Source organism: Enterobacter nematophilus, assembly GCF_026344075.1.
In the GTDB taxonomy this organism is placed as follows: domain Bacteria; phylum Pseudomonadota; class Gammaproteobacteria; order Enterobacterales; family Enterobacteriaceae; genus Enterobacter; species Enterobacter nematophilus.
Window position 1 is genome coordinate 61,499 of record NZ_JAPKNE010000006.1, and the last position, 21,154, is coordinate 82,652.

A 21,154-nucleotide genomic window follows, 5' to 3' on the forward strand; every position below is an offset into this window, starting at 1 on the left:
TTTAGCAATGTGTTTACAAAATAATTACAACTTGGTTCACATTGTTCGCGTTTTCGCCGGCACAAAAAATCAAAACGCCGGACGATTCGCATGGCTTTAGCTTCTCGCTTTTCCCGCTATCCGGTACACTCCACTGTGTTATTTCATCAATACTGAAGGATTATCCTCATGTACCAGGATCTTATTCGTAACGAACTGAACGAAGCGGCGGAAACGCTGGCGAACTTTCTGAAAGATGATGCCAATATTCACGCTATTCAGCGCGCGGCGGTCCTGCTGGCCGACAGTTTTAAGGCCGGTGGCAAAGTGCTCTCCTGCGGTAACGGCGGTTCCCACTGTGACGCCATGCACTTCGCCGAAGAGCTGACCGGACGCTATCGTGAAAACCGTCCGGGCTACCCGGCGATTGCGATTTCCGACGTGAGCCACATCTCCTGCGTAGGCAACGACTTCGGTTACGACCACATCTTTTCCCGCTACGTTGAGGCAGTAGGCCGTGAAGGCGACGTGCTGCTGGGTATCTCTACCTCCGGTAACTCCGCGAACGTGATCAAAGCGATCGCCGCCGCGCGTGAAAAAGGGATGAAGGTCATCACCCTGACCGGGAAAGATGGCGGTAAGATGGACGGTACGGCGGATATCGAAATTCGCGTTCCGCACTTCGGCTATGCAGACCGGGTTCAGGAAATTCACATCAAAGTGATCCACATCCTGATCCAGCTGATCGAAAAAGAGATGGTTAAGTAAGACTTCGCTGGGGGGCACCGCTGCCCCCCGCTGTTGTGGAGGTGATATATGTGCGAACTGCTCGGGATGAGCGCCAATGTGCCAACCGATATCTGCTTTAGCTTCACCGGGCTGGTGCAGCGCGGTGGAGGAACCGGGCCGCATAAAGACGGCTGGGGCATCACCTTCTACGAAGGCAAAGGGTGTCGCACGTTCAAAGATCCACAGCCCAGCTTTAACTCACCGATTGCCAAACTGGTGCAGGATTACCCCATTAAATCCTGTTCAGTGATCGCGCATATTCGTCAGGCAAATCGCGGCGAAGTGGCGCTGGAAAATACCCATCCCTTTACCCGCGAGCTGTGGGGCCGTAACTGGACCTACGCGCACAACGGGCAGCTTACGGGCTATAAATCGCTGGAGACGGGCAACTTCCGTCCGGTCGGCGAAACGGACAGCGAGAAGGCCTTCTGCTGGCTGCTGCATAAGCTGACGCAACGTTATCCGCGCACGCCCGGCAACATGGCCGCCGTATTCAAATTCATCGCGACGCTGGCAACGGAATTGCGTGAAAAAGGCGTGTTTAACATGCTGCTGTCTGACGGGCGCTACGTGATGGCGTTCTGCTCGACGAATCTCTTTTGGATCACGCGCCGCGCGCCGTTTGGCGTCGCTACGCTGCTCGATCAGGATGTGGAGATAGATTTTCAGAAAGAGACCACACCGAACGATGTGGTCACAGTCATTGCAACGCAGCCGCTGACGGGCAACGAAACCTGGCAAAAGATTATGCCAGGCGAGTGGGTGCTATTTTGTCTCGGGGACCGTGTAATTTGACGCCAGCTGCGGGTGGACGACTTCGTGGCTCAGCGGTTTGCTGACCACGTAACGGCCATCGACGATTGAGACCACAGGTGGTTTGTGGGTCTGCTCAAAGTAGTCATAACCCGGCTTCAGCTGTTTCCAGAAATCGGCGTAGTAAGAGTACTTATGGCGCGCCATGTTGGCATCCGTCATGCGGAACGGATAGATGCTGACCTGAACGTTAGGCTGCCCAAAGACCAGCGCGCCGGTCACGAACTGGAAAATTTCATCAATGCCGGAGTCGGTCATCGCGTAGCAGCCGACAGACACGCAGGCACCGTGGATCATCAGGTATTTCCCTTCGTAACCGTGAGCACGGTCATAGGCGTTCGGGAAACCGATGTTGATTGCTTTATAGAAGCGGCTATCCGGCTTTAACTGGTTACGCTGAACGTTGTAAAATCCTTCCGGACTCTTGAAATCGCCCTGGCGCTGTTTTGGACCCAGTCCGCCGGAATAGTTACAAATTTTGTAGCTATCAAGCAGCTGATACGTCTCGCCCATTTTTACAAACAGATCGAGCGTGCGCTCTTCCTTGAAGATCTGAATATAAACCGGGGATCCCATTAACTGCTGTTTGTATTCTTTGCTGATCGGCGTGGTGGAGCTGTTGCTGCTGAGCAGCCCGGCAAACGATACGCACGGAATCAGAAGCATCGCAATGAACAATGCGATTTTACGCATACTACAAATTCCTTGATAAAACCTGGACTAACTTGCCAGGACGGCAAAAGAGACCCGAAATCAGATTATTCTGTTAGGTGCGCTCACATTAGCACCGCTATAGATTTTCGCAAGAGCCGGGCGGTGAGTTTACAAATTAGTTTTACTTTATAAACCATCAAAAACGCGCTGGCTCCAGGAACTTTGCGTAATAGCTCGCAATTTGGCGCGCTCAAAGGCGGATTCCCTGCCCGAGAGAGAGGAGAAAATGGTACACTTCGCGCCCACTGGATTGTTGTTTATGGAAACCTGCTAACCACATGTTTAAAATAAAAAAAGGACTTAATCTGCCGATTGCAGGCGTGCCTGAGCAGCACGTCTCGTCTGGCGCAAGCGTCCGTCATGTCGCAATTTTGGGTGACGATTATCTGGGAATGCGTCCTTCAATGCTGGTGCAGGAGGGCGATCGCGTGATCAAAGGGCAGGCGCTCTTTGAGGACAAAAAAAATCCCGGCGTCTTGTTCACGGCCCCCGCCAGCGGTACCGTTGTGGCGATCAACCGCGGCGAGCGTCGCGTGCTGCAGTCGGTAGTTATCCGCATCGAAGGCGATGAACAGCGTGAGTTTGCTCGTTATGATGCGGGAGACCTCGCGACGCTTAGCCGCGAAGATGTGCAGGCTCAGCTGCTGGCATCCGGGTTGTGGACGGCGCTTCGTACGCGCCCATTCAGCAAATCACCTGTTCCTGATACCGCCCCGGCTGCCATTTTCGTTACGGCCATCGACACCAACCCGCTCAGCGCAGATCCGCAGCCCATTATCCTGGCGCAGCGTAAAGCCTTTGATGCCGGGCTGACCGTTCTGACTCGCCTGACGCCCGGAAAAGTGCACGTTTGCCAGGCCGGCGGCGGCAAGCTTGGCGGCCATCCGCTGGGACAGGTCACGTTTAATGAATTTTCCGGCCCGCATCCGGCGGGGCTGGTCGGGACCCATATCCACTTCCTTGAGCCGGTGAGCCTTAAAAAACAGGTCTGGCACCTTAATTATCAGGATGTCATTGCCATCGGTAAGCTCTTTACTACGGGTGAACTCTGCGCTGAACGGATCATTGCTATCGGCGGGCCACAGGCCGCAAACCCGCGTCTGGTTAAGACGCTTCTGGGAGCAGACATTAATGAACTGCTGGCAGGGGAAACGAAAGAGGGTGAAAACCGCCTGATTTCCGGTTCGGTACTCAGCGGCCGCCGCGCTGTCAATGCGCACGCGTACCTGGGACGTTTCCATCTTCAGGTGAGCGTCGTTCTGGAAGGGCGTGAGAAAGAGCTGTTCGGCTGGGTTCTGCCTGGCGCAGAAAAATACTCCGTCACCCGCACCACGCTTGGCCATTTCCTGCGTCATAAGCTCTTTAACTTCTCCACCAGTACGAACGGCGGCGAGCGCGCGATGGTTCCGATTGGCAACTACGAACGTGTAATGCCGCTGGATATTCTGCCGACCGTGCTGCTGCGCGATCTTCTGGCCGGCGACACCGACGGCGCGCAGGCGCTCGGTTGTCTTGAGCTGGATGAAGAAGATCTGGCGCTCTGTACCTATGTGTGTCCAGGTAAATACGAATATGGACCCGTATTGCGCGAGGTGTTAACCCGCATTGAGCAGGAAGGATAACCATGGGATTAAAACACCTCTTTGAAAAAATTGAGCCGCACTTTACCGAAGGGAAGCTCAAAAAGTACTACCCGCTGTATGAAGCGACGACGACTATTTTCTACACTCCGGGTCTGGTGACGAAAGGGGCAGCGCACGTTCGCGATGCCATCGATCTGAAACGCATGATGATCCTGGTGTGGTTTGCGGTCTTCCCGGCCATGTTCTGGGGTATGTACAACGTCGGTCTGCAAACCATTCCGGCGCTGCATCATATGTACGATGCTCAGCAGCTGGCGCAGGTGATCCAATCTGACTGGCACTATCGTCTGGCGCAGTCGCTGGGCGTCAGCTTTGCGGCTGATGCAGGCTGGGTCAGCATGATGACGCTGGGGGCCGTCTTCTTCCTGCCGATCTACATGACCGTCTTTATCGTGGGCGGCTTCTGGGAAGTGCTATTCGCCATCATCCGCAAACACGAGATCAACGAAGGCTTCTTCGTCACCTCCATTCTGTTTGCGCTGATTGTTCCGCCTACGCTGCCGCTCTGGCAGGCGGCGATGGGGATCAGCTTTGGCGTGGTGATTGCTAAAGAGATCTTCGGCGGAACCGGACGTAACTTCCTCAACCCGGCGCTGGCGGGGCGTGCGTTCCTGTTCTTTGCTTACCCGGCACAGATTTCGGGCGACCTGGTGTGGACGGCAGCGGACGGTTTCTCCGGCGCGACGCCGCTTTCTCAGTGGGCGGCAGGCGGCGGCGAAACGCTAGTCAACAATGCTACCGGCCAGCCGGTGACCTGGTTTGATGCGTTTCTTGGCAACATCCCGGGCTCCATTGGTGAAGTGTCTACCCTGATGATTTTGATCGGTGGGGCCATCATCCTCTTTGGCCGCGTGGCGTCCTGGCGCATCGTTGCGGGCGTTATGCTCGGCATGGTGCTTACCGCCACGCTGTTCAATCTTATTGGTTCAAACACGAACCCGATGTTCTCCATGCCGTGGTACTGGCACCTGGTGCTGGGAGGCTTTGCGTTTGGCATGATGTTCATGGCCACCGATCCCGTCTCGGCCTCCTTTACCGACAGGGGGAAATGGTGTTACGGCGCGCTTATTGGCGTGATGTGTGTACTGATTCGCGTGGTCAACCCGGCCTATCCGGAAGGGATGATGTTGGCCATTCTGTTTGCCAACCTGTTTGCGCCGCTGTTCGACTACCTGGTCGTGCGCGCCAACATTAAGCGGAGGAAGGCGCGTGGCTGAGATTAAAAATAACGACAGCATCAGCAAAACGCTGCTGGTGGTTTTGGTGCTGTGTCTGGTCTGCTCCATCGTGGTTGCCGGCTCTGCCGTAGGGTTAAAACCGCTCCAGCAGGAGCAACGCGCGCTGGATAAACAGCGCAACATCCTGGCCGTAGCCGGGCTGATGCAGGAAGGCATGACTAAGGACGACGTCGCGGCCGTGTTTGCTGAGCGCATTACCGCGCGGCTGGTGGATTTAAAAACCGGCGAGCTGATGGATAAAGACCCGGCGAAATACAACCAGGCGCTGGCGCTGAAAGATCCACAGATGAGCACCGTGCTTGATGCCTCGCAGGATCCGGCAGGCATTAAGCGCCGCAGCAACATCGCGGAGATTTACCTGGTGCGTGATGAGCAAAAGCGCGTGCAGGAAGTGGTTTTGCCGATCTACGGTAACGGGCTATGGTCAATGATGTACGCCTTTGTGGCACTGGATACCGATGGCCGCACGGTCAAAGGCATTACTTATTACGACCAGGGCGAAACCCCGGGGCTGGGTGGTGAAGTGGAAAACCCTAACTGGCGTGCGCAGTTTGTCGGTAAAAAAGTGCTCGACGAAAACGGCCAGCCCGCGCTGAAGGTGGTGAAAGGAGGCGCGCGTCCCGGAGATGAATTTGCCGTTGACGGCCTTTCCGGCGCTACGCTCACCTCTAACGGGGTACAGCACAGTTTTGATTTCTGGATGGGTGAACTGGGCTTTGGTCCCTTCCTGAAAAATGTACGTGAAGGAGCGCTGAACAATGGCTGATACGGGTGAACTGAAAGAAGTTAAAAAAGTGCTGATTGGCCCACTTTTAGCCAATAACCCGATAACCCTGCAGGTGCTGGGAGTCTGTTCAGCCCTGGCGGTGACCACTAAGCTGGAAACGGCGGTGGTGATGACGATGGCGGTAACGCTGGTGACGGCGTTTTCCAGCATGTTTATCTCCATGATCCGCCACCACATCCCTAACAGCGTGAGGATCATCGTGCAGATGGCGATCATCGCCTCGCTGGTGATCGTGGTCGATCAGCTGCTGCGCGCTTTCGCCTACGAAACCTCGAAGCAGCTTTCGGTGTTTGTCGGCCTGATTATCACCAACTGCATCGTGATGGGGCGCGCTGAAGCCTACGCCATGAAAATGCCGCCGCTGGCGAGCTTTATGGACGGTATCGGCAACGGCCTGGGCTACGGCGTGATCCTGCTGACGGTCGGTTTCCTGCGCGAGCTTATTGGCAGCGGCAAGCTGTTTGGCGTTCAGGTGCTGGATACGGTACAGAACGGCGGCTGGTATCTGCCGAACGGCCTGTTCCTGCTGGCCCCAAGCGCGTTTTTCATTATCGGTTTGCTGATCTGGCTGATTCGTACGTTGAAGCCTGAACAGCAGGAAAAGGAGTAACCGACAATGGCTCATTACCTGAGTTTATTTGTGCGCGCGGTGTTTGTTGAAAACATGGCGCTCGCCTTCTTCCTGGGCATGTGTACGTTCCTTGCCGTTTCTAAAAAGGTCTCGACGGCATTTGGCCTGGGCGTGGCGGTCACCGTTGTGCTGGGGCTTTCGGTTCCGATTAACAACCTGGTGTTCAACTTCGTGCTGCGGGACAGCGCGCTGGTGGAGGGCGTTGATCTCAGCTTCCTTAACTTCATCACCTTCATCGGGGTGATTGCGGCGCTGGTACAAATCCTGGAGATGATCCTCGATAAGTATTTCCCGTCGCTGTACAACGCGCTGGGGATTTTCCTGCCGCTGATCGCGGTGAACTGCGCCATCTTTGGTGGCGTCTCGTTTATGGTGCAGCGTGATTACAACTTCAGTGAATCGGTGGTGTACGGCTTCGGTTCCGGTATCGGCTGGATGCTGGCGATTGTCACCATGGCGGGGATCCGTGAAAAAATGAAATATGCCAACGTGCCCGCTGGGCTGCGTGGCTTAGGGATCACCTTTATCACCACCGGCCTGATGGCGTTGGGCTTTATGTCCTTCTCCGGTGTGCAGCTATAAGGGCTAACAGATGGAAATTATTCTTGGCGTGGTGATGTTCACGCTGATAGTACTGGTGCTGTCAGGGCTGATTCTGGCGGCGCGCGCAAAGCTGGTTAATTCCGGGGATGTGATCATTGATATCAATGACGATCCGCAGAACCAGATCCGCACTCCGGCAGGGGACAAGCTGCTTAATACGCTCTCGGGCAACGGGATTTTTGTCTCGTCAGCCTGCGGTGGAGGCGGCTCATGCGGGCAGTGCCGTGTGACGGTGAAAGAGGGGGGCGGAGATATTCTGCCAACTGAACTGTCGCATATCACGAAGCGTGAAGCGAAAGAGGGTTGCCGCCTGGCGTGCCAGGTCGCGGTGCGTCAGAACATGAAGATTGAGCTGCCGGAAGAGATCTTCGGCGTGAAAAAATGGGAGTGCGAGGTTATCTCGAACGATAACAAAGCTACGTTCATTAAAGAGCTTAAGCTGCGTGTCCCTGAAGGGGAGAGCGTGCCGTTCCGTGCAGGCGGGTATATCCAGATTGATTGTCCGGCGCACACCGTGGCGTATGCGGACTTCAACGTGCCCGATGAGTACCGGGCCGACTGGGATAAATTTAATCTCTTCCGCTTTGTTTCCGAGGTAAAAGAGCCCGCGCTTCGCGCCTATTCCATGGCTAACTACCCGGAAGAGAAGGGCATTATCATGCTCAACGTGCGTATCGCCACGCCGCCGCCAAACGTGCCTGACGCGCCGCCGGGCGTGATGTCGTCGTATATCTGGTCCCTTAAGCCAGGGGACAAGGTGACGATCTCCGGTCCGTTCGGTGAGTTCTTTGCTAAAGATACCGACGCGGAAATGGTCTTTATCGGCGGCGGTGCGGGTATGGCCCCTATGCGCTCGCACATCTTTGACCAGCTCAAGCGGCTCGGCAGCAAGCGTAAAATCAGCTTCTGGTACGGTGCGCGCTCGCTGCGCGAAATGTTCTACGACGATGAGTTCGAACAGCTGGCGCGTGAGAACCCTAACTTCACTTTCCACGTGGCGCTCTCCGATCCGCAACCGGAAGATAACTGGACGGGCTATACGGGGTTCATTCACAACGTGCTGTATGAAAACTACCTCAAACAGCATCCGGCACCGGAAGACTGCGAGTTCTATATGTGTGGTCCGCCAATGATGAACGCCGCCGTGATCAAGATGCTGAAAGATCTCGGCGTGGAAGATGAGAATATCCTTCTTGATGATTTCGGAGGCTGATCGTGCTGACCTTTCTGGCAACCTTTGCGGTATTTTTGCTGGTGATCTTCGGCATGTCTTTAGGCTGGATCATCAAGCGTAAAAGCATTCAGGGCAGCTGTGGAGGTATCTCTTCCATCGGAATGGAAAAGGTGTGCGACTGCCCGGAACCGTGCGATGCGCGTAAAAAACGGATGGCTCGGGACCAGCATAGGATCATCTAGAAAAAGGCCGCTTCTTGCGGCCTTTTTCATTTATTTCCAGCTTTTGGCTTTGGCTGGCGAGTCCACAAGAACCCCTTCGGCACCCAGTGTTTTCGCCTTCTGGTAATCCTCTTCAGAGTTCACGCCGATAAAAATCAGATGGGCATTGCCCTGAGAGCGGAAGCAATCAACGGCCTCTTTGTCCCACGTTAATGTTGCAGGAGAGACACCTTCGCCTAAGGTGAATTTCTCAACCACCTCTACTTTTCGATTTAACTCAAGCCCATACCAGTAATCGTCCATTTTTTGTGAAGGAGGCAGACATTCGTGGCTCAGCGAAATCGTGGCCAGACGCGTGCGAGTCTCGCTGCGTGTGACAAAGCGGGGGATTTCGGCAGGCAATGCTTCCATATAGCGATCTTCGGTTGAATAGACGCGAACCCGATTCAGGCTGTTGGTCTCTTTCAATACGTTAAGCAGCGCGTTGCTCATGGTCGCCGGATCGGCATCCGGCGATTTGATGTCAATGAAAAATCGCGTGTCTGGCCAGGCGCTCAGTACCGACTTCAGCGTCGGTATCGGGGAATTAAGCAGGTTTTCCGGCAGGCCCTTATCTTTCCACTTCACGCTGGCATCCGCCTTTGCCAGTTCTTCAGCGGTATACTGTGACACCTTTCCCTGCAGATTGGTTAACGCTTTCAGATCGGCTGGTCGATAGAGAACCGGTACGCCATCCAGACTTAGCTGCACGGTTATCCAGACGATATCTGCTTTGTTTTCAAGCGCGAGCTTAATGGCTGGCAGAGTGTTTTCAGGTGCATCCGCAGTGCCACCCCGATGAGCGATGATTTCTGGATTTGCTGATGCAGCACTCGCCAGAAACAGTAGCGAAATCGATAGAATTTTCTTCATGAATGATTACCCTCCATTAATTCCCTAAATATATGTATATAAAGGCTTTATTACGAATGTTTGTAACACATTTATATGACAGCCGTGAGTAAGGAAAATAGCTGACGCATTTTTTGCCTTTTGTTATACTGTATATAAATACATGTGTGGTATGACCGATGCGCAAAATAATCCATGTCGATATGGACTGCTTTTTTGCCGCAGTGGAGATGCGTGACAACCCGGCGCTGCGGGATATTCCCATCGCCATTGGCGGCAGCCGCGTTCAGCGCGGTGTGATCAGCACCGCCAATTACCCTGCACGCAAATTTGGCGTGCGTAGCGCCATGCCGACGGCGATGGCGCTGAAACTGTGTCCGCACCTTACTCTTTTGCCCGGGCGCTTTGACGCCTATAAAGAAGCCTCAAACCATATTCGGGAAATTTTCTCCCGCTACACCTCACTGATTGAACCGCTTTCGCTGGACGAAGCTTATCTGGACGTCACCGATAGCCTGCACTGTCATGGCTCCGCTACCCTGATGGCGCAGGAGATCCGCCAGACCATTTTTAACGAGCTGAATCTCACCGCGTCGGCAGGCGTCGCGCCGGTAAAATTTCTCGCCAAAATCGCTTCCGATTTAAATAAACCCAACGGCCAGTACGTCATCACCCCTGAAGAGGTCCCGGCGTTTTTAAAAACGCTGCCGCTTGGCAAAATTCCCGGCGTAGGTAAAGTCTCCGCCGCGAAGCTGGAAAGTATGGGGTTACGTACCTGCGAAGACGTGCAGCGAAGCGACCTGGCGATGCTGCTCAAGCGCTTTGGGAAGTTTGGCCGCGTGCTGTGGGAGCGCAGCCAGGGCATCGATGAGCGCAGCGTAAGCAGCGAACGGCTTCGTAAATCGGTCGGGGTTGAGCGCACGCTGAGCGAAGACATCCATGACTGGTCGGAATGCGAAACCATTATTACGGAACAGCTCTATCCGGAGCTGGAACGACGCCTGATCAAAGTAAAGCCTGATTTACTGATTGCCCGACAGGGCATAAAACTGAAATTTAACGACTTTCAACAGACAACGCAGGAGCACGTCTGGCCGCGCCTGAATAAAGACGATCTTATCGCGACAGCGAAAAAGGCGTGGGAAGAGCGGCGGGGCGGAAGGGGAGTTCGGCTTGTGGGACTGCATGTCACATTACTGGACCCGCAGTTAGAACGTCAGTTGGTTTTGGGATTGTAATAGCCCGGTGGCACCAGATTGTTCACCCTCTCCCTTGAGGGAGAGGGCTGAGGTGAGGGTATTACTTCGCAGGAATCGCCTTCAGCAGTTCCGTCAGCAGCGTCCAGTAATGGCCGACGCTTTCGATATGAACCTGCTCATCCGGCGAATGTGGACCGGTAATGGTTGGCCCGATGGAGACCATGTCCATGTCCGGATACGGCTTCTTGAACAAGCCACATTCCAGACCCGCGTGGATCACCTGGATGTTCGGGGTGCTGTTGAACAGACGCTGATAAGTTTCACGCACCAGCGCCATTACCGGAGAACTTGCATCCGGCTGCCAGCCCGGGTAACTGCCTTTTGCAGACGTTTTCGCGCCCGCCAGCGCACCCAGAGATTCCAGCATGCTTACTACATACTCTTTACCGCTGTCGATCAGGGAGCGGATCAGGCAGATAATTTCCGCGCTGTCGTCGCTCATGGTCACCACGCCCACGTTCAGAGAGGTTTCCACCACGCCTTTCGCCACGTCAGAGTTACGAATAACGCCGTTTGGCGTCGCGTTCAGCAGCTGAACGAAGCTGTCGCGAGACTGCGAGGTCAGCGCGGCTTTATCCGTAGACACAGATTCCAGCACCACGGTCAGGTTTTTCTCTTTCGCCGACAGTTCGTTTTTCAGGATATCCAGGTAGACGCTGGAGAGTTTTTTCAGCTCGTCCGCTTTCGCCGCTGGCACCGCCACGGTGGCAAAGGCTTCGCGTGGGATCGCGTTACGCAGGGTGCCGCCGTTGAAGTCCACCAGACGCAGGTCCAGCTCGGCCGCGTGGCCCGCCAGGAAGCGCGCCAGCAGTTTGTTAGCGTTACCCAGGCCCAGATGAATATCACCGCCGGAGTGACCGCCTTTCAGCCCTTTCAGCGTCAGCTTGAAGGTCTGGAAGCCCGCAGGAATCGCTTCGCGGGACAGCGGCAGGGTGGAGATGAAATCAATCCCGCCCGCGCAGCCCATGTAGATCTCACCTTCTTCTTCGGAATCGGTGTTAATCAGGATATCTGCCTGCAGCCAGTTCGCCTGCAGACCGAACGCGCCGTCCATGCCCGCTTCTTCGGTCATGGTCAGCAGCACTTCCAGCGGGCCATGCTCAACGCTGTCGTCTGCCAGCACGGCCAGCGCAGAGGCCATACCGATGCCGTTGTCCGCGCCCAGGGTGGTGCCGCGCGCTTTTATCCAGTCGCCGTCGATGTAAGGCTGGATTGGGTCTTTAGTGAAGTCATGAACGGTGTCGTTGTTTTTCTGTGGCACCATGTCCAGGTGCGCCTGCAGCACAACAGGTTTACGGTTTTCCATGCCTGCGGTAGCCGGTTTGCGGATCAGAATGTTGCCAACCTGGTCGCGCTCTGCGTGCAGACCTTTTTCCTTCGCCCAACCCATAATATGTTCGGCAAGCTGTTCTTCATGGTAGGAAGGGTGTGGAATGGAGCAAATTTTGGCAAAAATATCCCACAGCGGCTGCGGAGATAATTGAGACAGTTCAGACACGATAAGTCTCCTTGTCGAGGCGCTGCAAACAGGGTTGCAGGCCACAGGGTTAGCAGGTTAATAGTTACCACAAGACGGGCTTGCGAGATGCAACTGAGAATACCACTTTCTCTGCTGGCTGGTAGCATAAAGCATGTAAAAACTCAGGCAGGGAGCGCTAAACACTGGTTTTTAGTGCGCCAGATCTCTATAATCTCGCGCAACCTATTTCCCCCTCGAACACTTTTTAAGCCGTATAAAAACAGGCTGGGACACTTCACATGAGCGAAAAATACGTCGTCACCTGGGACATGTTGCAGATTCACGCACGCAAACTGGCTGCGCGTCTGATGCCTTCCGAACAGTGGAAAGGCATTATTGCCGTCAGCCGTGGCGGTCTGGTACCGGGGGCGCTGCTGGCACGTGAGCTGGGTATTCGTCATGTCGATACCGTCTGCATCTCCAGCTATGACCATGACAACCAGCGTGAGCTGAAAGTGCTGAAACGCGCTGAAGGCGACGGTGAAGGCTTCATCGTTATCGACGATCTGGTGGACACCGGCGGTACTGCGGTCGCTATTCGCGAAATGTATCCAAAAGCGCACTTCGTGACGATCTTCGCTAAGCCAGCGGGTCGCCCACTGGTTGACGATTACGTCATTGATATCCCGCAGGATACCTGGATTGAACAGCCGTGGGATATGGGCGTGGTCTTCGTACCGCCTATTTCAGGCCGTTAATTTCAGTACGTAACTTTACACGCCCGGCTATGCCGGGCGTTGTTCTTTTTATCCCGCCACGCGTTACAATGGGCACTATATGACGTATCCATGGAGGCAACGCAATGACGCAGGCGAATCTCACCGAGACTCTCTTCAAACCCCGTTTCAAACACCCTGAAACGTCGACGCTGGTCCGTCGGTTTAATCCGGGTACCATGCCTGCCGTCCAGTCTGCGTTAGACGGTAAAAACGTGCCCCACTGGTATCGCATGATTAACCGCCTGATGTGGATCTGGCGCGGTATTGACCCCCGTGAGATCCTCGACGTGCAGGCGCGTATCGTGATGAGCGAGTCGGAGCGTACCGACAGCGAGCTCTACGACACGGTGGTGGGCTACCGGGGCGGGAATTGGATCTACGAATGGTCTAAACAGGCGATGCTCTGGCAGCAAAAAGCCAGCCAGGAGGAGGACGCCACGCGAAGCGGCAAGCACTGGCTGCATGCGGCCAACCTCTACGCCATCGCCGCCTATCCGCATTTGAAAGGGGATGAGCTGGCCGAGCAGGCTCAGGCGCTGGCGAATCGTGCCTATGAGGAGGCGGCTCAACGCCTGCCGGGCCAGATGCGCGAGCTTGAGTTCGCCGTTCCGGGCGGTGCGCCCGTCACCGGGTTCCTGCACATGCCTGAAGGCGACGGCCCGTTCCCGACCGTGCTCATGTGCGGCGGGCTGGATTCCCTGCAAATCGACTATTACAGCCTGTATGAGCGCTACCTCGCACCAAAGGGTATCGCGATGCTGACGCTCGATATGCCTTCTATTGGGTTCTCGTCGAAGTGGAAGTTAACGCAGGATTCGAGCCTGCTGCACCAGCATGCGCTTAAAGCGCTGGAAAATGTTCCGTGGGTTGACCACACCCGCGTCGCCGCATTTGGCTTCCGTTTTGGGGCGAACGTCGCTGTGCGTCTGGCTTACCTTGAATCTTCACGTCTGAAAGCTGTCGCCTGTCTGGGGCCGGTGGTTCATGCCCTGCTCAGCGATCCTGCCCGTCAGGGGAGCGTGCCGGAGATGTACCTGGACGTGCTGGCCAGCCGCCTTGGCATGCATGACGCCTCAGACGAAGCGCTGCGCGTTGAACTCAATCGTTACTCGTTAAAAACGCAAGGGTTGCTTGGACGCCGCTGCCCGACGCCGATGCTTTCCGGTTTCTGGAAAAACGATCCGTTCAGCCCGGAGGAAGAGTCGCGCTTAATCACTTCGTCATCTGCGGATGGCAAATTGCTTGAGGTGCCGTTCAGCCCGGTGTATCAGAATTTTGACAAAGCCTTGAAAGAGATCACGCGCTGGATCGCCCAGAGAGTGTGTTAATAGATTGCTAAATTTCGCTGGTTTGGTAAAACAGTGGCTTCACAAAAGGAGATCGCAATGACGTTACCGAGTGGACACCCGAAAAGTAGGCTGATTAAGAAATTTATGGCTCTTGGCCCGTATATTCGAGAAGAGCAGTGTGAAGAGAATCGCTTTTTTTTCGACTGCCTGGCTGTTTGCGTCAACGTGAAGCCTGCACCCGAAAAACGTGAATTCTGGGGCTGGTGGATGGAAATGGAAGCAGAGGAGAAACGTTTTACGTATAGCTACCAGTTTGGCCTGTTTAACAAAGACGGCAACTGGCAGGCTACTACTATCAAAGATCAGGAAGTGATCGATCGCCTGGAATATACCCTGAAAGAGTTCCACGACAAAGCGAGCGCGCTGCTGGCCACTCTGGACCTTAAGTTCGAGCCAGCGGATGACTTTTCCAGCGAAGCGGTGAAGCTGACCGCGTAATGGTCTTCTCCCTCTCCTGTGGGAGAGGGCCGGGGTGAGGGCAGCAGACTGCATTTATCCTGGGCAAAAAAAATCCCGGCTTATCTGCCGGGATTTTCTTATTTGGATAATCTTAGAACTGATACGTCACACCCAGCGCAACGATATCATCGCTGCTCACGCCCAGTTTATTATCGTCGTCAATCTGGTTGATTTTATAATCAACAAACGCGGACATGTTTTTGTTGAAGTAATACGTGGCACCCACGTCAATGTATTTCACGATATCTTCATCGCCAATGCCTTCGATATCTTTACCTTTGGACTGTACATAACCCACGGATGGGCGCAGACCAAAGTCAAACTGATATTGTGCAACCACTTCGAAGTTTTGCGCTTTATTTGCAAAACCACCGGAGATAGGGGCCATATTGCGGGTTTCAGAATAAATAGTGGCCAGGTAAATATCGTTGCCGTCATATTTCAGACCGGTTGCCCAGCCCTCGGCTTTTTTACCTTCACCGCGCGCCAGTAGGTTCTGCTCGTTGGTGCGATCGGAGCTAGCATAAGCACCAATGACGGAGAAATCGCTGCCGCCAAAGTCATAGGCCAGAGACGTACCAAAGCCGTCACCGTTCTGCTTTTTCACGTCGCGGTTTTCGTTTTTGCCCTGATATTGCAGGGTCATATCAAGACCGTCTACCATGCCGAAGAAGTCGGTATTGCGGTAGGTGGCCAGTCCGGAGGCACGTTTCGTCATGAAGTTGTCGGTCTGTGCCAGGCCGTCACCACCGAACTCAGGGAACATATCGGTGTATGCCGCGACGTCATAAAGCGCGCCCAGGTTACGACCGTAATCCAGAGAGCCAAAGTCTTTCAGCTTCAGACCAGCAAATGCCAGACGTGTTTTCTGCGAGGAGTCGCTCTCCGCTTTGTTACCCGCAAATTCTGCTTCCCAACGGCCGTAGCCCGTCAGCTGATCGTTAATCTGGGTTTCGCCTTTAAAACCGAAACGAACGTAAGTCTGGTCACCATCTTTGGTGTCATCATCACTGATATAGTGCATAGCTTTCACTTTGCCGTACACGTCCAGTTTATTACCGTTTTTATTATAAACTTCTGCTGCGTGAACAGATGCGGAAGCCACCACGCCCATAACCACTAATGCCAGAGTGCTCTTTTTCATTTTCGATCCTGTCTTATAAACGCGCTTTAAAAATTCGCTGGACGATAAGCTGATGCTTAAGTCCCGTGAAAAAACAGGAAGGGTTTTATCGTTCTGGAATGAAGCTTTTATGACAAACTAAGAATAATTTTAAAAAACTGTGATTTATTATTACGGTAATAAATTTGTCAAATTCTGCCGCTACGCTTCCTGATCCCGCGCAACAAAGTGCCTGGTGATGCACTAAGGCAGTTGGCAACCGGGCTGACTCCTGTTAAAACGTTCGTTCGACATTACTTTCCCTTATCGTTGAACGGCAGAGAATCATGAGTGACAGCCAGACGCTGGTGGTAAAACTCGGTACCAGTGTGTTAACAGGCGGATCGCGCCGCCTAAATCGCGCCCACATTGTTGAGCTTGTACGTCAGTGCGCTCAGCTGCATGCCGCAGGGCACCGTATTGTGATTGTGACCTCCGGGGCAATTGCCGCCGGGCGTGAACACCTGGGCTACCCCGAACTCCCCGCGACGATCGCCTCTAAACAGCTGCTGGCCGCCGTGGGACAAAGCCGACTCATTCAACTCTGGGAACAGCTGTTCTCCATCTACGGTATTCACGTCGGGCAGATGCTGCTGACGCGTGCGGATATGGAAGACCGGGAGCGCTTCCTGAACGCGCGCGATACCCTGCGCGCGCTGCTGGACAACAATATTGTTCCTGTTATTAACGAAAACGATGCCGTTGCCACCGCTGAAATCAAAGTGGGCGATAACGATAACCTCTCTGCGCTGGCCGCTATTCTGGCCGGTGCCGATAAATTGCTGCTGCTGACCGATCAGCAGGGACTCTTTACCGCCGACCCGCGCTCCAATCCGGAAGCCGAACTGATTGCCGACGTTCACGGCATCGACGATGCCCTGCGCGCCATCGCTGGTGACAGCGTTTCAGGCCTGGGTACGGGTGGAATGGGCACTAAGCTGCAGGCCGCTGACGTGGCCTGCCGTGCCGGGATCGACACCATTATCGCGGCGGGCAGCCGCCCAGGCGTGATTGGCGACGTGATGGAAGGCATCTCTGTCGGCACTCGCTTCCACGCTCAGGAATCCCCGCTGGAAAACCGCAAGCGCTGGATCTTTGGCGCGCCTCCCGCTGGCGAGCTCGTCGTTGATGAAGGCGCGACGGCGGCGATTCTGGAACGTGGGAGTTCATTGCTTCCCAAAGGAATTAAAAGCGTGACAGGCAACTTCTCCCGTGGTGAAGTGATCCGCATCCGTAACCTTGAAGGTCGCGACATCGCGCACGGCGTAAGCCGCTATAACAGCGATGCCCTGCGCCGCATTGCGGGCCACCACTCGCAGCAGATCGACGCCATTCTGGGCTATGAATACGGTCCGGTTGCCGTGCATCGCGATGACATGATTATTCGTTAAGGAGCCAGAACATGCTGGAACAAATGGGCGCAGCCGCGAAGGCCGCCTCTTACAAACTGGCGCTCCTTTCCAGCCGCGAGAAAAACAGCGTGCTGGAAAAAATCGCTGATTATCTGGAAGCACAATCCCAGGAGATTTTGCTCGCCAATGAACAGGATCTGCTGGAAGCGCGTCGAAACGGCCTGAGCGAAGCGATGCTCGACCGCCTGGCGCTGACCCCGGCACGCCTGAAAGGCATCGCCGACGATGTCCGTCAGGTTTGTAATCTGGCCGACCCGGTAGGGCAGGTGATTGACGGTGGACTGCTCGACAGCGGTCTGCGTCTGGAGCGTCGCCGCGTGCCGCTTGGCGTCATCGGCGTGATTTACGAAGCCCGACCAAACGTGACGGTTGACGTCGCTTCCCTGTGCCTGAAAACCGGTAACGCCGCCATTCTGCGCGGCGGGAAAGAGACCTGGCGCACCAACGCCGCGACGGTGAAAGTCATCCAGCAGGCGCTGGAAGAGTGCGGCTTGCCGGCGGGGGCCGTGCAGGCGATTGAGAGTCCTGACCGTGCGCTGGTCAACGAGATGCTGCGCATGGACAAATACATCGACATGCTGATCCCACGCGGTGGCGCGGGCCTGCACAAGCTGTGCCGCGAGCAGTCGACCATTCCGGTCATCACGGGCGGTATCGGCGTATGCCATATCGTGGTCGACGACAGCGCTGAGATTGAACCGGCGCTGAAGATTATCGTTAACGCGAAAACCCAGCGTCCAAGCACCTGTAATACCGTGGAAACGCTGCTGGTGCACCAGGGGATTGCGAGCGCCTTCCTGCCTGCTCTGAGCAAGCAGATGGCGGAGAGCGGGGTGACGCTGCACGCTGATGCCAGCGCCCTCGCGCTGCTCCAGGGTGGCCCGGCTAGCGTGGTTCCTGTAAAAGTGGAGCAGTACGACGACGAGTTCCTGTCGCTGGATCTGAACGTGAAGGTGATTGCGGATCTCGACGACGCCATTGCGCACATTCGTGAACACGGCACGCAGCACTCTGACGCCATCCTGACGCGCACGCTGCGCAATGCCGATCGCTTCGTGAACGAAGTGGATTCCTCGGCGGTATATGTGAACGCCTCTACCCGCTTCACCGACGGCGCCCAGTTCGGACTTGGTGCAGAAGTAGCGGTCAGCACGCAGAAACTGCATGCGCGCGGTCCGATGGGCCTTGAAGCGCTGACCACCTACAAGTGGATCGGCTTCGGTGACGATACGATTCGTGCGTAAATAATCACGGGTGATGCAAAAATAGCCGTTTGATTCAAAAGGGCATTGACGCATCACCCGGTTAGATCTAACCTTTTGCCCCGTGGTTACATTCGTAACCGGCCTCTCAGGGCCGATATAGCTCAGTTGGTAGAGCAGCGCATTCGTAATGCGAAGGTCGTAGGTTCGACTCCTATTATCGGCACCATTTCTTTCTCATAAATCCATAATTCCTCTAATTTATAAAGCTTTCTATTCATAGCTAGCGGCAGTGTTTTCAGATAAAAGTGAGACATAAGCGGAAACGCTAAGTATCCTGTTACTGGGTGAGTCTGGCGTTTTACTCGGAGCGGTAGAAATGACTGGTGCAACAGCATTATGTATTGCTCGTAAATTGACTGGACTAATGGAGGCGGGATGTGATGTTGTTGGAACTCAAATCCTTACCCGGCGTTGGAAAAACGGTGGACGTATTTTTTGGGTTTCTTGATGACCGTGCCTCGGCTTGCCCTTGACTAGCAATAAGCGTCGCGGCATAAGCAACTTAAGCCTCGTCCTCACTCTGTAATACACTGCGCAGGATTCGGCTCGATTCCAGTATCGGCAGATCTTCCATTAATAACGCCGATCGCGATGGCAATTTATTAAACAAGCGCTCCGTTTGCGAGGCGAGATAGGCCACCAGAGGATGTGCGTCAGGGTCGCCTGAAATCAACTCCACGTTGTATTGCGTGACCGTGCCTTCACCAAAGACCCCCGAGCAGTAGTTGGTCCCGCCCATGTATCTAAAGTCTTCAATAAAAAAGCTGAACATACGCATTATTTTGTGAACATCGCGTTGGTCAGTACGGTTGTCTGCTACCCGAAACAGTATGGTATTACCTTCAATATCATATTGATAACGAAGGCGATGCTGCTTAAACAACAAGATAAGCAGTAAACGATTTATCCTGCTGAACTGTTCCGTCACCGTGACAACGTTGCTAATCATAGTATCTGACCGCTTTTTCATTTCCGCGTGGCGGTGCGCCGCGCTTTTGCCGGGCCGAAGCTGTGGCTTTTCGATTCCCTGAAGGAGCTGAGCATTAATGACCCCATGCTCAATAACGTAATGAATATGCTTAATGGCGGGCTCCAGCGCCTCAATGGAAAACAGCTCGGTATAGCCGTCGCCGGCATCAATGCCCGTTTGATATTTGGCCAAAAGAAAATGCAGCATTTTTTCCAGCTTAAAGACCTCGGACTGCGGCAAGGCAATGCGATATGAATGGGCATAATCCACATCGCCCCAGACCCGTTTTAGCGACTGAATGCGGTTATAGATGTTGTTAGCTTTACCCACTTTCATCATTTTTTGTGCCGGGAAAAGCAATAAATAGAGAAAAGAAGGGGGGTCCATAAAGCGCCTGTGATTGTGGTAACGGAAAAAGCAATGATAGAAGTTTTTTCATGTTAGGCGTAGCGCATCGTTCACAATGCTAGCGCTTCCTGCTTAAGGCGGTATAGCCCCTTCAGTCTATACCGCCACTCTTTCCTATCGTGCAATTAACGCAAACACGCCCCAGCCAATATATTCCCTTGTGTAAGCCACATGGCGCTTAGGCGCTACCGTCAGCTCCGCGCGCACCTCCTGTGCAAAATCATCGTCGGGGTTTTGCTCCAGCCAGCGGCGCATTGTCATCCATTTCGCGGCTTCGTATCTGTCCCAGCCCTCCTGGTCTGCCAGCACCATTTCGACCAGGTCATAGCCCAGGCGATCGAAAGACGCGACAAGGTCGGGCAGGGTGAGAAAATCTGCGGTGGACGAGACGCCGCAAGCCCGAGCCATCTCCTCCGTTGCGGGAACCTGTCGCCAGTAAGGTTCACCGATGAGCATGATTCCCCCGGGCCTAAGGCTTTTTGCCAGCAGGTCCATTGTCCCGGCAACGCCGCCCGCAATCCACGTGGCGCCAACGCAGGCCGCCACGTCGCATGGCTCATCCGCGACGTAGCCTGCCGCGTCGTTATGCATAAAATGAACGCGTTCGCTGACGCCGAGCGCCTCTGCGCGCCGCTTTGCCTGCATGGTAAAGAGCGGGCTCATGTCGATGCCGGTACCGGTAATCCCGTGATCGCGTGCCCAGGTGCAGAGCATCTCTCCCGAACCGCTGCCGAGATCGAGAAGGCGTGCGCCTGGCTTCATGCGTAACACGCGCCCCAGCGTTGCGTACTTTTCTGGCGTGAAGGGGTTATGAATGCGATGTTCGCTTTCGCTAATGGTAAAAATACGTGGGATATCCATTATCCTCTCCTTAACGATTATCAGGCTGGGCACGGACGTTGTTCAGCCCGGTAGTATTGATGCGGTAGGGCTGACCGTTAACGGATTTGATCAGCTTTTTGGTTTTAAGCTTTTTGAAGACGGCGAGCGTGCAGTCGCTGAGCAGCAGACCTTCGCGGCTATAGCATTCAACGGCGGTGACGCGGCCGGACGTATCGCGGACGTGCACAATACGGCCACCTTTGGCGAGAACGTGTAAGGTACGCTGTTCCTGACGGGATAAATTCATACTGGAAAACCTGTTTAATC

General features: G+C 54.6%; 22 protein-coding genes and 1 tRNA gene. 16 read left to right on the top strand and 7 right to left on the bottom strand.

Annotated features, from left to right (window positions below):
* Positions 1 to 168: 168 nt before the first annotated feature.
* Together lpcA and OSH03_RS15995 are read left to right on the top strand one after the other, a co-directional pair.
* A complete protein-coding gene (gene lpcA / locus OSH03_RS15990; RefSeq protein WP_003863232.1) occupies positions 169 to 747 on the top strand; it encodes a D-sedoheptulose 7-phosphate isomerase in 579 nt (192 codons plus the stop codon).
* Positions 748 to 795: 48 nt separating this feature from the next.
* Positions 796 to 1,563: a class II glutamine amidotransferase gene (locus OSH03_RS15995; RefSeq protein ID WP_266179562.1), complete on the top strand. Its 768-nt coding sequence runs from the start codon at positions 796 to 798 to the stop codon at positions 1,561 to 1,563.
* Here OSH03_RS15995 and dpaA read toward each other — a convergent pair.
* Entirely contained in the window at positions 1,534 to 2,274 is a 741-nt protein-coding gene (dpaA, locus tag OSH03_RS16000) for a peptidoglycan meso-diaminopimelic acid protein amidase (protein WP_253540844.1), read from the bottom strand. The two genes, OSH03_RS15995 and dpaA, sit on opposite strands and share 30 nt — an antisense overlap.
* Before the next feature lie 299 nt (positions 2,275 to 2,573).
* Between dpaA and OSH03_RS16005 the strand changes: the two genes are divergently transcribed.
* The 7 genes from OSH03_RS16005 to nqrM are packed head-to-tail and all read left to right on the top strand — an operon-like array spanning position 2,574 to position 8,613.
* A complete protein-coding gene (locus tag OSH03_RS16005) occupies positions 2,574 to 3,917 on the top strand; it encodes a Na(+)-translocating NADH-quinone reductase subunit A (RefSeq protein WP_266179563.1) in 1,344 nt (447 codons plus the stop codon).
* A gap of 2 nt (positions 3,918 to 3,919) precedes the next feature.
* Positions 3,920 to 5,155, top strand: coding sequence for an NADH:ubiquinone reductase (Na(+)-transporting) subunit B (locus tag OSH03_RS16010; RefSeq protein ID WP_151413060.1), 1,236 nt, complete (start codon positions 3,920 to 3,922; stop codon positions 5,153 to 5,155).
* Complete coding sequence (locus tag OSH03_RS16015; protein WP_151413061.1) at positions 5,148 to 5,942, top strand: Na(+)-translocating NADH-quinone reductase subunit C; 795 nt, start codon at positions 5,148 to 5,150, stop codon at positions 5,940 to 5,942. The genes OSH03_RS16010 and OSH03_RS16015 overlap by 8 nt, the downstream gene beginning before the upstream one ends.
* Positions 5,935 to 6,573 carry an NADH:ubiquinone reductase (Na(+)-transporting) subunit D gene (locus OSH03_RS16020; protein ID WP_061099103.1) on the top strand — a complete coding sequence of 213 codons (639 nt, stop codon included), beginning with the start codon at positions 5,935 to 5,937 and terminating at the stop codon, positions 6,571 to 6,573. Before OSH03_RS16015 ends, OSH03_RS16020 begins: the two co-directional genes overlap by 8 nt.
* A gap of 6 nt (positions 6,574 to 6,579) precedes the next feature.
* The gene (nqrE, locus tag OSH03_RS16025; RefSeq protein WP_061099102.1) at positions 6,580 to 7,176 is read left to right on the top strand and encodes an NADH:ubiquinone reductase (Na(+)-transporting) subunit E; all 597 of its coding nucleotides are present in this window, start codon (positions 6,580 to 6,582) and stop codon (positions 7,174 to 7,176) included.
* A gap of 10 nt (positions 7,177 to 7,186) precedes the next feature.
* Positions 7,187 to 8,410 (top strand): NADH:ubiquinone reductase (Na(+)-transporting) subunit F, encoded by a 1,224-nt coding sequence (gene nqrF, locus OSH03_RS16030; RefSeq protein WP_266179564.1) that lies wholly within the window; start codon positions 7,187 to 7,189, stop codon positions 8,408 to 8,410.
* Complete coding sequence (gene nqrM, locus OSH03_RS16035) at positions 8,410 to 8,613, top strand: (Na+)-NQR maturation NqrM (protein WP_266179633.1); 204 nt, start codon at positions 8,410 to 8,412, stop codon at positions 8,611 to 8,613. The genes nqrF and nqrM overlap by 1 nt, the downstream gene beginning before the upstream one ends.
* A gap of 30 nt (positions 8,614 to 8,643) precedes the next feature.
* On the opposite strand, the gene OSH03_RS16040 is transcribed toward nqrM, so the two are convergent.
* Positions 8,644 to 9,504: a glycerophosphodiester phosphodiesterase family protein gene (locus OSH03_RS16040; protein WP_266179565.1), complete on the bottom strand. Its 861-nt coding sequence runs from the start codon at positions 9,502 to 9,504 to the stop codon at positions 8,644 to 8,646.
* 158 nt (positions 9,505 to 9,662) lie between these two features.
* On the opposite strand from OSH03_RS16040, the gene dinB reads away from it, so the two are divergent.
* Positions 9,663 to 10,721, top strand: coding sequence for a DNA polymerase IV (dinB, locus tag OSH03_RS16045; protein WP_061099099.1), 1,059 nt, complete (start codon positions 9,663 to 9,665; stop codon positions 10,719 to 10,721).
* A gap of 61 nt (positions 10,722 to 10,782) precedes the next feature.
* Here the strand turns inward: dinB and pepD are convergent, their stop codons facing one another.
* A complete protein-coding gene (gene pepD / locus OSH03_RS16050; protein ID WP_266179566.1) occupies positions 10,783 to 12,240 on the bottom strand; it encodes a cytosol nonspecific dipeptidase in 1,458 nt (485 codons plus the stop codon).
* A 260-nt stretch (positions 12,241 to 12,500) separates the two neighbouring features.
* On the opposite strand from pepD, the gene gpt reads away from it, so the two are divergent.
* From gpt to crl, 3 genes are all read left to right on the top strand, one after another.
* Positions 12,501 to 12,959 carry a xanthine phosphoribosyltransferase gene (gene gpt / locus OSH03_RS16055; RefSeq protein ID WP_003863205.1) on the top strand — a complete coding sequence of 153 codons (459 nt, stop codon included), beginning with the start codon at positions 12,501 to 12,503 and terminating at the stop codon, positions 12,957 to 12,959.
* Positions 12,960 to 13,063: 104 nt separating this feature from the next.
* Positions 13,064 to 14,308, top strand: a complete 1,245-nt coding sequence (frsA, locus tag OSH03_RS16060) for an esterase FrsA (protein ID WP_266179567.1) — start codon at positions 13,064 to 13,066, stop codon at positions 14,306 to 14,308.
* Between the two features lie 57 nt (positions 14,309 to 14,365).
* The gene (gene crl, locus OSH03_RS16065) at positions 14,366 to 14,767 is read left to right on the top strand and encodes a sigma factor-binding protein Crl (RefSeq protein WP_008500249.1); all 402 of its coding nucleotides are present in this window, start codon (positions 14,366 to 14,368) and stop codon (positions 14,765 to 14,767) included.
* A 112-nt stretch (positions 14,768 to 14,879) separates the two neighbouring features.
* Here the strand turns inward: crl and phoE are convergent, their stop codons facing one another.
* A complete protein-coding gene (phoE, locus tag OSH03_RS16070) occupies positions 14,880 to 15,932 on the bottom strand; it encodes a phosphoporin PhoE (protein ID WP_061099098.1) in 1,053 nt (350 codons plus the stop codon).
* Positions 15,933 to 16,237: 305 nt separating this feature from the next.
* Between phoE and proB the strand changes: the two genes are divergently transcribed.
* The 3 genes from proB to OSH03_RS16085 all read left to right on the top strand — a co-directional run bounded on the left by proB (position 16,238) and on the right by OSH03_RS16085 (position 18,793).
* The gene (gene proB, locus OSH03_RS16075) at positions 16,238 to 17,341 is read left to right on the top strand and encodes a glutamate 5-kinase (RefSeq protein WP_266179568.1); all 1,104 of its coding nucleotides are present in this window, start codon (positions 16,238 to 16,240) and stop codon (positions 17,339 to 17,341) included.
* A gap of 11 nt (positions 17,342 to 17,352) precedes the next feature.
* Positions 17,353 to 18,606, top strand: a complete 1,254-nt coding sequence (gene proA / locus OSH03_RS16080) for a glutamate-5-semialdehyde dehydrogenase (protein ID WP_266179569.1) — start codon at positions 17,353 to 17,355, stop codon at positions 18,604 to 18,606.
* Between the two features lie 111 nt (positions 18,607 to 18,717).
* Positions 18,718 to 18,793, top strand: a tRNA-Thr gene (locus OSH03_RS16085).
* 336 nt (positions 18,794 to 19,129) lie between these two features.
* Here OSH03_RS16085 and OSH03_RS16090 read toward each other — a convergent pair.
* The 3 genes from OSH03_RS16090 to OSH03_RS16100 all read right to left on the bottom strand — a co-directional run bounded on the left by OSH03_RS16090 (position 19,130) and on the right by OSH03_RS16100 (position 21,134).
* Positions 19,130 to 19,984 carry a GIY-YIG nuclease family protein gene (locus OSH03_RS16090; RefSeq protein WP_266179570.1) on the bottom strand — a complete coding sequence of 285 codons (855 nt, stop codon included), beginning with the start codon at positions 19,982 to 19,984 and terminating at the stop codon, positions 19,130 to 19,132.
* Between the two features lie 135 nt (positions 19,985 to 20,119).
* The gene (locus OSH03_RS16095) at positions 20,120 to 20,866 is read right to left on the bottom strand and encodes an SAM-dependent methyltransferase (RefSeq protein WP_266179571.1); all 747 of its coding nucleotides are present in this window, start codon (positions 20,864 to 20,866) and stop codon (positions 20,120 to 20,122) included.
* A gap of 10 nt (positions 20,867 to 20,876) precedes the next feature.
* A complete protein-coding gene (locus OSH03_RS16100; protein WP_028012097.1) occupies positions 20,877 to 21,134 on the bottom strand; it encodes a YjhX family toxin in 258 nt (85 codons plus the stop codon).
* Between the last annotated feature and the right edge of the window lie 20 nt (positions 21,135 to 21,154).

Excerpts from the sequence above, each read along its gene's own strand:
- dinB (WP_061099099.1), top strand. The coding sequence starts at position 9,663 with ATGCGCAAAATAATCCATGTCGATATGGACTGCTTTTTTGCCGCAGTG.
- phoE (WP_061099098.1), bottom strand. The coding sequence starts at position 15,932 with ATGAAAAAGAGCACTCTGGCATTAGTGGTTATGGGCGTGGTGGCTTCC.
- gpt (WP_003863205.1), top strand. The coding sequence starts at position 12,501 with ATGAGCGAAAAATACGTCGTCACCTGGGACATGTTGCAGATTCACGCA.
- lpcA (WP_003863232.1), top strand. The coding sequence starts at position 169 with ATGTACCAGGATCTTATTCGTAACGAACTGAACGAAGCGGCGGAAACG.
- nqrF (WP_266179564.1), top strand. The coding sequence starts at position 7,187 with ATGGAAATTATTCTTGGCGTGGTGATGTTCACGCTGATAGTACTGGTG.
- OSH03_RS16010 (WP_151413060.1), top strand. The coding sequence starts at position 3,920 with ATGGGATTAAAACACCTCTTTGAAAAAATTGAGCCGCACTTTACCGAA.
- frsA (WP_266179567.1), top strand. The coding sequence starts at position 13,064 with ATGACGCAGGCGAATCTCACCGAGACTCTCTTCAAACCCCGTTTCAAA.
- OSH03_RS16090 (WP_266179570.1), bottom strand. The coding sequence starts at position 19,984 with ATGGACCCCCCTTCTTTTCTCTATTTATTGCTTTTCCCGGCACAAAAA.
- proB (WP_266179568.1), top strand. The coding sequence starts at position 16,238 with ATGAGTGACAGCCAGACGCTGGTGGTAAAACTCGGTACCAGTGTGTTA.
- OSH03_RS16005 (WP_266179563.1), top strand. The coding sequence starts at position 2,574 with ATGTTTAAAATAAAAAAAGGACTTAATCTGCCGATTGCAGGCGTGCCT.
- crl (WP_008500249.1), top strand. The coding sequence starts at position 14,366 with ATGACGTTACCGAGTGGACACCCGAAAAGTAGGCTGATTAAGAAATTT.
- OSH03_RS16100 (WP_028012097.1), bottom strand. The coding sequence starts at position 21,134 with ATGAATTTATCCCGTCAGGAACAGCGTACCTTACACGTTCTCGCCAAA.
- nqrE (WP_061099102.1), top strand. The coding sequence starts at position 6,580 with ATGGCTCATTACCTGAGTTTATTTGTGCGCGCGGTGTTTGTTGAAAAC.
- OSH03_RS16095 (WP_266179571.1), bottom strand. The coding sequence starts at position 20,866 with ATGGATATCCCACGTATTTTTACCATTAGCGAAAGCGAACATCGCATT.
- dpaA (WP_253540844.1), bottom strand. The coding sequence starts at position 2,274 with ATGCGTAAAATCGCATTGTTCATTGCGATGCTTCTGATTCCGTGCGTA.
- OSH03_RS15995 (WP_266179562.1), top strand. The coding sequence starts at position 796 with ATGTGCGAACTGCTCGGGATGAGCGCCAATGTGCCAACCGATATCTGC.
- OSH03_RS16040 (WP_266179565.1), bottom strand. The coding sequence starts at position 9,504 with ATGAAGAAAATTCTATCGATTTCGCTACTGTTTCTGGCGAGTGCTGCA.
- proA (WP_266179569.1), top strand. The coding sequence starts at position 17,353 with ATGCTGGAACAAATGGGCGCAGCCGCGAAGGCCGCCTCTTACAAACTG.
- OSH03_RS16020 (WP_061099103.1), top strand. The coding sequence starts at position 5,935 with ATGGCTGATACGGGTGAACTGAAAGAAGTTAAAAAAGTGCTGATTGGC.